The organism is Streptomyces sp. NRRL WC-3549, assembly GCF_000721935.1.
Lineage (GTDB): Bacteria > Actinomycetota > Actinomycetes > Streptomycetales > Streptomycetaceae > Streptomyces.
This window is the reverse complement of sequence record NZ_KL585415.1, coordinates 72,399-81,853: the sequence shown is the minus strand read 5'-3', so window position 1 is coordinate 81,853 and position 9,455 is coordinate 72,399. Positions and strand designations below refer to the sequence as shown.

The following is a 9,455-nucleotide window of genomic DNA, read 5'->3' as shown; positions in this document are numbered from 1 at the left end:
TGCCAGGAGCGGCCGCCGTCCGTGCTCCGCCGGATCACGATCGCGATGTTGCTGGGCACGTCGGCCATGGCCGGCCGGCCGTCGTAGGCGGCGATGAGCGTGCCGTCGGTGGTCGTGGCGAGGGCGGGGATGCGGTACTGGGGGTACCCGCCCTTGCCCCGCTCGGCGAGATCCTGCTGCACCAGCCGATTGCCGTGGATGACGGGCTCCCCGTTTCCGGCGGCGTGCGCGGGGACGGCGGTCAGCCCGGCCGCCAGCAGGGCCGTGGTGAGCAGTGCGGTTGATCGGCGTGACATCGGTGCGATCACTCCTTTTGAAGATGCCGCGGCGCGGCGCGAAACGGACATGCGGGATGTGTCAGAGACGAACCACGACACCTGACATCAGACGTCTTATGTGAATCGTGAGGAAACCTATTGAGGTGTAGACCACACGTCAAGGTGTCGCGGACGGATCCGTCGGCACGGCCCGCACGGTCCAACTGCCGGGCGGATGAAGGAGCGTCTCCCAGCGGGCCGGTGGCACCCCGGTGAATGCGAGCCCGCGGCCTCCCGCGCCGGACACGACGGGGTCGGGCGAGGCAGCGGAAGGCGCCGTAGCCGATGCCCGGCCGGGCACCACCCGTTGCCCCTTCCCTCGCGTCTCCGCGATTCCCACCGCGGCGAGTTCGTCTTCGCAGCGCTCCGCAACACCCAGGCTCGCTCCCCTACACCTGGTGGGCCGTTACGTGTACGACTGGCGGCGGCGGCCCGTGGTGCCCGCACCACGCAAGCAGCGACTGGAGCTTCCCGGAAACGCGGGGGCTACTCGACAGGAACGGGGGTTGGGTGATGCCCGCCGGGTGGGGCTCCGGCCGTGCGTTCTCCGGCAGGCCGTCGCCACTGCCGCTGCTGTACGTAGGCGCCATTTCGCGAGTGTGGGGCTGGCCACCGGCACTCCCCCAGCATCACCGTGAGGCCCCGTCGGAGCAGGCGGGGACGAGGAACGCGGTGAGGCCCCCAGCGGTTTCGGGTTCGGTGGCAACCAGCGGCGCTCCTGTGCGGCCCCCGTGGAGGCAGACGTCACGGCAGACCTGCCCAAGCTCCACGGCCCCACCTCGACCGGCCGGTGACGGCGACCGCCACTGCCACCGCCATCGGCCGGGTCCGACGCTGTGCGGCAAGGATCGAAGCCGGGGGCCGCCGTGATCCGGTACCTGCCCTGACGGACCTGTTCGACGGGCCTCCTCCGTACTTCGCCGACCCTGTGGTCGTGACCGGGATCGCCCGCATCGGCGGCATCGACACCGCCCTGGCCAGTTAGCCCCGCGAGCTCCACCTCATCACGGCGGAGACGTCCGGGATCTGATCAGTCCCGATGGCCTTCAGGTGATTCCGGATACCGCCGCGTCCTTCGGCGGCACCCCTTCCGCGCCGATGCCGCCCGGGATCTGCGCATGGCCAACACGGCGGGCGCGCCTTCGGGCGTCACCGCAGATCCAGGACGGCCCACACTCTGCGTCCGTCTTCTGCGGTGTCCGTGCCGCACGAGACGGCACCCAGCCCGGACAGCCCGGGCAACACCGTGGTGTCCCCCGCGGCCGGTCCTGGCTGGTGGGACAGGGCCACGATCACGGCCTGGTGGTCCTGGTCCGCGAGATGCACCGAGACGCGGCGCCCGCCGCCCGCCACCGCGTGGCCGACCAGCGCGGCGGTGAGATCGGCGGCGGCCTGATCGGCCTCCCGGTAGCCCCAGGTGTGGAGTTGCTTGAGCACGTGCGCGGCGGCCTTGCCGGCGGCCCACGGGGCGGCCTCGAAGGACCAGTTCGCGGACCGCCGGTTACTCAGCCGCATCCCGGCCCGCGCGGTGCCCTGAAGGCCCGTCGTCGGGCGGGGCGGCTGCACCGGGCGCTTGGGCGGCGGGGGCGTCTTCGGCGGGAAGTCCGGGGTGTGCTCAATAGCGGCCATCAAAGCTCCCAGTATCAGGGCGAGTACCCATCGTAGGACTGCACCGGCCCGCGGGGCGGGGGTTCGGGCCGGGCCGGGCACACAGGTCACAGGTACGCGACTGGCGGGGAAGGCGGGGGCCCTACGGTGCCCACGCGCCGTGGGGCCAGCGGGTGTCGGCTCGTCGGGTGAGAGCGATTATCCTTTCCCAGCTGCAAAAGCCCCTGATCGACTGGACACTCGGACTCCCACATGTCAGGGGTCTGGCGGGACTTCACACAGCTTGCATCGGTGTTCTTCGATACAAGCTTGCGCCTTGGATCGAAAAACGCCAACATAGAAGCATGTCGAAACAAGAGCTTGTGGTCCTCGGTCAGGACGGCGCCGACGGATGCTGTCCGACCCTGCTGGCCGCGCCCATGGACGAGGACCAGGCCGTCGAGCTGGCCAAGGTGTTCAAGGCGCTCGGGGATCCGGTGCGGCTTCGGTTGCTGTCGATGATCGCCTCTCGGGCCGGTGGGGAGGTTTGCGTCTGCGATCTCACGCCCTCGTTCGACCTGTCGCAGCCGACGATCTCCCACCACCTGAAACTGCTGAAGCAGGCCGGTCTGATCGCCTCCGAGCGGCGCGGCACGTGGGTGTACTACCGGCTACTGCCGGAGACCACCGACAAGCTGGCCACCGTCCTGACCCGCCCCTCCGCCGCGCCGGCTGAGGCGACCGCGTGAGCGCGGACGCGGTGGCGGCCGGGCCGGTCGCGTCCCGACTGTCCTTCCTGGACCGGTTCCTCGCGGTGTGGATTCTGGCCGCGATGGCCGCCGGGCTGGGCCTGGGCCGTCTCGTTCCGGGCCTGGGGGATGCGCTGGCGAAGGTGACGGTCACCGGGGTGTCGCTGCCGATCGCGCTCGGGCTGCTGGTGATGATGTACCCGGTCCTGGCGAAGGTCCGCTACGACCGCCTCGACACCGTCACCCGAGACCGCCGCCTGCTGGTCCCCTCCCTGGTGCTGAACTGGGTGATCGGCCCGGCGCTGATGTTCGCCCTCGCCTGGATCTTCCTGCCGGACCTGCCCGAGTACCGCACCGGTCTGATCATCGTCGGGCTCGCCCGCTGCATCGCCATGGTCATCATCTGGAACGACCTCGCCTGCGGCGACCGCGAGGCTGCCGCCGTCCTCGTCGCCCTCAACTCCGTCTTCCAGGTAGTCGCGTTCAGTCTGCTCGGCTGGTTCTACCTCTCCGTCCTGCCCGGCTGGCTCGGCCTGGAGCAGACCGCCCTGGACGTCTCCGTGTGGGAGATCGCCCGCTCCGTACTGATCTTCCTCGGCATCCCGCTGCTCGCCGGGTTCCTCACCCGGCGCCTGGGTGAGAAGGCCAAGGGCCGTACCTGGTACGAGACGAAGCTGATCCCGAGGATCGGGCCGTTCGCCCTGTACGGGCTGCTGTTCACCATCGTGGTGCTCTTCGCCCTCCAGGGCGACGCCATCACCTCCAAGCCCCTGGACGTCGCCCGGGTCGCGCTCCCGCTGCTCGTGTACTTCGCGCTGATGTGGGCCGGATCCATGGCGGCCGGCCGCGCGGTCGGCCTGGACTACCCGAAAACGACCACGCTCGCGTTCACCGCGGCAGGCAACAACTTCGAGCTGGCCATCGCGGTCGCCATCGCCACCTTCGGCGCCACCTCCGGCCAGGCCCTCGCCGGAGTCATCGGCCCCCTCATCGAGGTCCCCGTCCTGATCGGGCTCGTCTACGTCGCTCTCGCCGCCCGCCGCTACTTCCCCCGGCCCACCCCGGCGCCCGCACCGGCCGCCGCCCCGGAAGGCCCCGCGCGTGTCTGACAAGCCCGTCCCGTCCGTGCTGTTCGTCTGCGTCCACAACGCCGGCCGCTCCCAGATGGCCGCCGCCTGGCTCACCCACCTCGCCGGGGACCGGATCGAGGTCCGCTCCGCCGGATCCGCCCCCGCCGGCTCGGTGAACCCGGCTGCGGTCGAGGCCATGCGCGAGGCCGGGATCGACATGTCCGACCAGACCCCGAAGATCCTCACCACCGGGGCGGTCCAGGCGTCCGACGTCGTGATCACCATGGGCTGCGGCGACACCTGCCCCGTCCTCCCCGGCAAGCGCTACCTCGACTGGCAGCTGGGCGATCCCGCCGGGCAGGGTGTCGAGGCGGTCCGGCCGATCCGGGACGAGATCGAGCGGCGCGTCCGTGCGCTGCTCGTCGAGCTCGGCGTCGCCTGACGACCGGTCCCTTCGGGGCTTGGCCTTCGAGTCGGGTCGAAGGTTTTCCGTCAACGGCGTGACCACTACCGCATCTCGCAGATGACCGAGCGCTTCGGCGTTCCGACCTTCCGGCCACGGCCCAGTGCTTCGACGAGGACCCTGGTCCGCTGCCCGCCGCGCGAACAGCGTCCGGGTACCACGTGTACGGGGAGGGCGAGGCGGAGCGCCTGGCCCCCGTCTCCTCGGCCGAGTTCTCGGGCCTCCCCTGGAAGAGATCCGCGAACTTCTCGATGTCCGCGAGGAAGGGGTGTGCGCCTCGGTCGACCCCGGCACCCCGGGAGCGGAGGTGTCGTCGCCGTGGCGGTGAGCTCAACGCGGCGCAACGCTGGTGCCACAGACCAGCGGTGCGGGCGCCCTTGCCTCTCACGGCCCTTGTCCGGCCCACCCCGGCGACGGCCGTCTTCGCCGTCCACGCTGCCCCGGTCAGCTCTGACGACGCGCCCCATCCAGGTTAGGCGGCGTGTCGTCGGTGAAGACCGGCATACCGAGGTCGACCACCTGTGACCGGCCATCGGTCGGGGCCCGCGTGAGGCTGTTGCGCTGGCTCTTCACGGTGGCGAAGCTGACCTGTGGTCCTGCGACCTCGCCGAGCCGGCCGTCTCCGCGCCGGGCCTCGGTGATGGCTGTGGAGTTTCTTGATGGTCCCCAGGAGGCGGGGCCACTGGCGAGGATCCATCTGGAGGACGGGACAACGGATGCGGGCTTCCCTGAACTACCCCTTGGTTCCCGCCGAATGAGCTGTCGAGCTCGTCCATGCCGGTAGGCGCGGGCCTCACGACTTCAGCGCATCCTCCCGATCTTCAAAGCTCGCGCCCGCTCTCCGCTGTTCTCCGGGCGGATGCGCTCGGCCAGGCGGTGCCGGTGGGAAATGATGGTGTGGCTTCCTGGACCGTCGCTGCTGGGCGAGTCCAGGACGAGGGCGTCTCCACCTGGGCCCAACGTGATCGGTTCACCACAGAAGTCGCAGCTCCGGAGCAGCGTCTTCAGGTCAGCAGGCCAGATGGTGAGCCGCACCGCTACCGGCGGATGCCAGCGGTGGATTCGCACGATCACCGCTTCGCTCTGTGAACCGATGGGTGGAAAGAGCGTGAGGAGTTCGTCCCGGCTGCTCGTGGTCTGGGAGAACTGCTGGATCATGGCGATGGAGGCCGACGGACCAGCGTTCTCGTAACCGACGATCTCAACGAGCACACCCCATGGGTGATGGCTGAGGTGGGGGACGATCACGTGCGGGCCGCCGTCGCCACGGTGCCGGCAGTCGGAGCGGATGCCGTTGCCGGTCATCCCGTGATTGTGCCGGCGAAGCCGTGCCCTTCCGCTGGGTGTGGTGGAGTGCGGCTGTGCGCGGTATGCCAGGGTCGATCGCCAGGCCTGCCCGGAGTGCCAGGTGCTGCCGCTGCGGGCGGCACGGGAGGCGATGATGTACGGGCCGGGGCGGGCGATGACCGTACGGGCCCTCCTGCTCAGCCATGATCAGAGGCCGGTCGATGTCGCGGACGCCGCTGAGGCGGGAAGCGGTAGGAGCCCGGCTTCGAGAAGTGGTAGCCCCACCTGGACACCTGGAGTACGTCGAAACGGCGTTGAAGCCCGATGCCTTGCGCTTCTGCAGGACGTCGCGCCACCGGTCGGGACCGGGTAGCCGCCAGTAGTGGAACCTCCCGAACCAGGCGACCGGCCGCTCTCCGTCGATCTTGAGGGACCTCTCGTCCCAGGTGATGGCGTGGCGGGTCGTCTGGTCCCGGAGGCGGTGGGTGGTGGTCTCGGCGGCCGCCGACCGCCCGGTCCGAGACGCCGGGGCGCTGAGACCGGGGGCGGGGAGAGTGCGGGTCCGGGGGCCGTGAGGCCGGTCGTGGTGCGCCGTGCGGGTCAGCGGATGTCGGCCACCACATGGGAGCCGACCAGCCGGGTGCCGTCGCTGAGGCGGAAGTCCAGCGTGATCGGCCGCTTGCCGGCCGCCGCGTCGGCTGCTGCGTTCACAGCGACCCGCTGGGCGTCGCTCCGGGTCCCGCGCACCTTCAGCGTGCCGTGGGACGGCTCCACGCGGACGCCGTCGGGTGCGGTGGCGGTCCAGTGGACGGTGTGGCCGGTGAAGTCCACGTCCTGGGCCTCCACGTCGAGCCGGACCGCGTCGCCGCCCCGCTCCAGCACCAGCAGCCCCGGGTCGCCGAAGCCGGCGGCGGGGCTCGCGTAGCTGTCGACGACGTCCTGCCGGATCTTCGCGTCGTCGTACGGTGTCTGCGCCTGCGGGCCGTTCCAGCGCCCCCACGCCTGCATGTTGGGCAGGCAGATCCCGTTGAACCGGTTGCGGTGCACCAACGCGCGGTACTCCCGGCGTTCGGCGCCGGCCGCCGGTGCCAGCCCGATCTGCATGTCGGCGAGCGCCAAGTCGGCGTTGCGGGTGAGCCGGTCCAGGACCGTGCGGGGCGCCGCGCCCGTCACCTGTCCGGCCGCTTCCCGCAGCGCTGCCCGGGCCTGCCCGTACGCGGTGCTGAGCGCGGCGGCGGCGTGCGTGTCCGGGTCCAGGCGCGTCAGCTCGTAGTAGCGGCGCATCGCAGGCACCGCGCGGTCACCGAAGCGGGCGTGCAGGTAGCCGTCGAGGAACGCCTCCGCGTCCAGGGAGCTGTCCCAGGCCAGTGCGGCGACCAGGCTCTGTACGTGCTCGTAGGTGATCCAGTCGCCGGGCTCGCTGTACATGCCGATCCCGTCGAGTCCCAGCCCCGCCTCGAAGGCCACGTCGCCCGCGATGGTGGCCAGCGGGTGCACGGGCAGGCTGCGCCAGCGGTAGCGCCGGTAGTACTCGTACATGGCGAGCGGACCGGTGTGTGTGGCCCGCCAGGCGCGCAGCGCGTCCGCGAAGGGGACGTTCGCCTTGACCGCCGGGTCGCCGAGGTGGCCGTTGTAGTTCCGGGAGTAGGCGGCGAAGTCCACGATGACCTGGGGGTCGCTCGCGTGGTCCGCGTCGGGCGGACGCACCGTGGACGCGTACGCGATGCGTTCGACCCGGACGCCGGGCAGCTCTTGGCGCAGTACCCGGGCCAGTTCGTTGACCACCACCGACTCGGCGTTGGAGGCGGTGCCGTACCGGTCGAGGACCGGCTTCTGGAAGGTGCCGACATCCGGGGGCCAGCAGTCGAACACCGTGATCTCCGGGCGCTCCCGGAGGAAGGCGACGACCTTGCCCACATAGGCGTCGAGCGCCTCCGGGTTGTAGATGTCGAAGACCGGCCCGCCGGACTCGTAGAACTGCGGGTAGTCGGCCTTCGGCAGGAAGCTGTCGTAGCCGTGCCCGCCGGTCTCGATCCGCAGGCCCCGCTTGCCTGCCTCCCGGGCCAGCACGTCGCGCACCTTGTCGTACGTGGTGACGCCCAGGCCCAGGTAGTCGGTCGGGTGGACGAAGGTGTTGAGCCGGTTCTTGGCCATCCAGTCGAGGAGCGGCGGCAGGCTGGCCGTGGTGTGGCTGAATCCCTCCTCGGCGTACTGCCGCCGCAACCCGGTGGCGGGCCGGTCGGTGAGGCGTACGGCCGGCAGGGTGAGGGTGCGGACGCTGGGCACGTGTTCGTGATGGCCCTCGTACGCGGGGAAGGCGGGGGCGAAGAAGCGGACGCCGACCCGTTCCAGGAGGGCGTACACCGCGTACAGCGGGGCGCGGTCGCCGAGGCCGGTCAGCAGGAGGCAGGTGTCGTCGCCGAGCAGGGTGAAGGAGTCCTCGGGGGCGCCGGCCAGTTCGCGTCCGGCGTCGGCGAGGCGCCTCGCGGTGATCCGGCCGCCGCCGGTCCCGGCGTGCAGGGCCACCAGGCCGGTGACGCCCTCGGGTGCGGTGGCTGGGGCGGGGACGGCGCGCAGCGGGAGGCGGACGCCGGTGACGGCGCGCAGGTAGTCGCGCAGTTCTGTTGCGGCGAACGCGGCGCTGCCGCCGCCCCACCACAGGATGGAGGCGCGGGCCCGGCCGCCGGAGGCCACCCGGAGCGGGCCACCGGCCGCGGCGGCCTCGGTGGCGGTGGTTCCGGCGAGGAGGGCGGCCCCGGCGAGCCCGGCCGCGCCGACGAGGAAGCCTCGCCGTCTCACTCCGTCCGCTGCGGTGGTGGGGTCGTTGTGCGGCGTGTCGTTCATGAGCGGTCCGCCTTTCCGGCTGCGGCGTAGAGGTCGCCGAGGTAGTAGTCCTTGGCCTTGCCCGGGTCGGGCAGCTTGCCCATCCGGTTGAAGTTGGCGGCCAGTTCGTCGAACCAGCCGTCGACCGTGCCGTCCTGGGTGAGCTTCGTCAGCTCGTCGGAGGGCAGGATCTTCACGTACTTCGCGGAGCCCTCGAGCTGCCCGGCCGGCAGCTTCAGGAAGTCGGCGGCGACGGTCTCCGACTCCTCGGGGTGGGCCGCGATCCAGTCGCCGGCCGACTTGAGGACCCCGGTCACCTTCTTGACCAGCTCCGGATCGCCGGAGGCGAGCTTCGGCTGGGTGACGAAGACGTTCGGGAAGGACAGCTTCGGGTAGTAGTCCTCGGTCCGGCTGATCTCCTTCAGGTCCGGGACCTTCTCCTTCATCGTGTCGATCAGCGGGTACCAGGTGGCGGCCGCGTCGACCTGGCCGGCGGAGAACGCCGTGACGACGGTGGAGGCGTCCATGGCGACCTTGGTGATGTCGTCGGGCTTGAGTCCGGCCTCGCTGAGGGCCAGGTTGAGGATCATGTCGCCGGAGGTGCCTTCGGCGACGGCCACCTTCTTGCCCTTGAGGTCGGCGGGCTTCTCGATGCCGGAGCCGGGCCGGGCGATGACCCGGTCGGCGAGGCCCAGCATGTTCACCGAGACGATGGACGCCTTTCCGGAGGCGGGCAGCCAGAGGGCGCCCGGGCCGAGGTAGCCGAAGTCCAGGTTGCCGGTGCCCAGGGCCTGGACCTGGAGCGGCCCGTTGGTGAAGACCTTGAGTTCGGGGGTGACACCGGCCTCCTTCCACAGCCCCTGCTTCTGGGCGACGGCCAGGGCGACGGAGCCGCTGTAGTCGGCGATGTAGCCGAAACTCACCTTCTTCGGGCCGCCGGCGGCGTCCGAGGAGTCGTCGCCGAGATGTGTATAAGAGACAGAGCGTACGGAACGGATCGGCTTCATGACGCGATTCCTTCGAGCGGGGCGGGCTGGTGGTGCACGGCGTGCCACACCTGAGCTCGCAGTGCGGCGAACTCGGTCGACAGGCGCTGCTCCTCGGTACGCGGGTAGGGCAGCGTGACCGGGATGACGGTGTGGATGCGGCCGGGGCGGGC

The 9,455-nt window shown here is 70.9% G+C and carries 8 protein-coding genes and 1 pseudogene; 3 read left to right on the top strand and 6 right to left on the bottom strand.

Going from position 1 to position 9,455, the window contains the following annotated elements:
• Both IH13_RS44045 and IH13_RS0123105 read right to left on the bottom strand, forming a co-directional pair.
• Window positions 1-296: pseudogene (locus IH13_RS44045) on the bottom strand (sialidase family protein); the annotation flags it as partial.
• Window positions 297-1,466: 1,170 nt separating this feature from the next.
• Window positions 1,467-1,946, bottom strand: a complete 480-nt coding sequence (locus tag IH13_RS0123105) for a hypothetical protein (RefSeq protein ID WP_031087401.1) — start codon at window positions 1,944-1,946, stop codon at window positions 1,467-1,469.
• Between the two features lie 323 nt (window positions 1,947-2,269).
• Here IH13_RS0123105 and IH13_RS0123100 point away from each other — a divergent pair, with 323 nt between their 5' ends.
• The 3 genes from IH13_RS0123100 to IH13_RS0123090 are packed head-to-tail and all read left to right on the top strand — an operon-like array spanning window position 2,270 to window position 4,165.
• Window positions 2,270-2,653 (top strand): ArsR/SmtB family transcription factor, encoded by a 384-nt coding sequence (locus IH13_RS0123100; RefSeq protein ID WP_031087399.1) that lies wholly within the window; start codon window positions 2,270-2,272, stop codon window positions 2,651-2,653.
• On the top strand, window positions 2,650-3,762 hold the full coding sequence (arsB, locus tag IH13_RS0123095) for an ACR3 family arsenite efflux transporter (RefSeq protein WP_031087397.1): 1,113 nt from the start codon (window positions 2,650-2,652) through the stop codon (window positions 3,760-3,762). The genes IH13_RS0123100 and arsB overlap by 4 nt, the downstream gene beginning before the upstream one ends.
• Window positions 3,755-4,165 carry an arsenate reductase ArsC gene (locus IH13_RS0123090; RefSeq protein WP_031087395.1) on the top strand — a complete coding sequence of 137 codons (411 nt, stop codon included), beginning with the start codon at window positions 3,755-3,757 and terminating at the stop codon, window positions 4,163-4,165. Before arsB ends, IH13_RS0123090 begins: the two co-directional genes overlap by 8 nt.
• Before the next feature lie 822 nt (window positions 4,166-4,987).
• Here IH13_RS0123090 and IH13_RS0123085 read toward each other — a convergent pair.
• From IH13_RS0123085 to IH13_RS0123075, 4 genes are all read right to left on the bottom strand, one after another.
• Window positions 4,988-5,491, bottom strand: a complete 504-nt coding sequence (locus IH13_RS0123085) for a hypothetical protein (protein ID WP_051835902.1) — start codon at window positions 5,489-5,491, stop codon at window positions 4,988-4,990.
• Window positions 5,388-5,897 carry a beta-galactosidase gene (locus tag IH13_RS46165; RefSeq protein ID WP_420713389.1) on the bottom strand — a complete coding sequence of 170 codons (510 nt, stop codon included), beginning with the start codon at window positions 5,895-5,897 and terminating at the stop codon, window positions 5,388-5,390. The genes IH13_RS0123085 and IH13_RS46165 overlap by 104 nt, the downstream gene beginning before the upstream one ends.
• Window positions 5,898-6,073: 176 nt before the next feature.
• Window positions 6,074-8,317, bottom strand: coding sequence for a DUF4838 domain-containing protein (locus IH13_RS0123080; protein WP_051835901.1), 2,244 nt, complete (start codon window positions 8,315-8,317; stop codon window positions 6,074-6,076).
• Complete coding sequence (locus tag IH13_RS0123075) at window positions 8,314-9,303, bottom strand: aliphatic sulfonate ABC transporter substrate-binding protein (protein WP_031087388.1); 990 nt, start codon at window positions 9,301-9,303, stop codon at window positions 8,314-8,316. Before IH13_RS0123075 ends, IH13_RS0123080 begins: the two co-directional genes overlap by 4 nt.
• Window positions 9,304-9,455: the final 152 nt, after the last annotated feature.

What these genes read in the sequence shown, in the direction of transcription:
- IH13_RS0123105 (WP_031087401.1), bottom strand. Translation starts at nt 1,946, where the DNA reads ATGGCCGCTATTGAGCACACCCCGGACTTCCCGCCGAAGACGCCCCCG.
- IH13_RS0123075 (WP_031087388.1), bottom strand. Translation starts at nt 9,303, where the DNA reads ATGAAGCCGATCCGTTCCGTACGCTCTGTCTCTTATACACATCTCGGC.
- IH13_RS0123080 (WP_051835901.1), bottom strand. Translation starts at nt 8,317, where the DNA reads ATGAACGACACGCCGCACAACGACCCCACCACCGCAGCGGACGGAGTG.
- IH13_RS0123100 (WP_031087399.1), top strand. Translation starts at nt 2,270, where the DNA reads ATGTCGAAACAAGAGCTTGTGGTCCTCGGTCAGGACGGCGCCGACGGA.
- IH13_RS0123085 (WP_051835902.1), bottom strand. Translation starts at nt 5,491, where the DNA reads ATGACCGGCAACGGCATCCGCTCCGACTGCCGGCACCGTGGCGACGGC.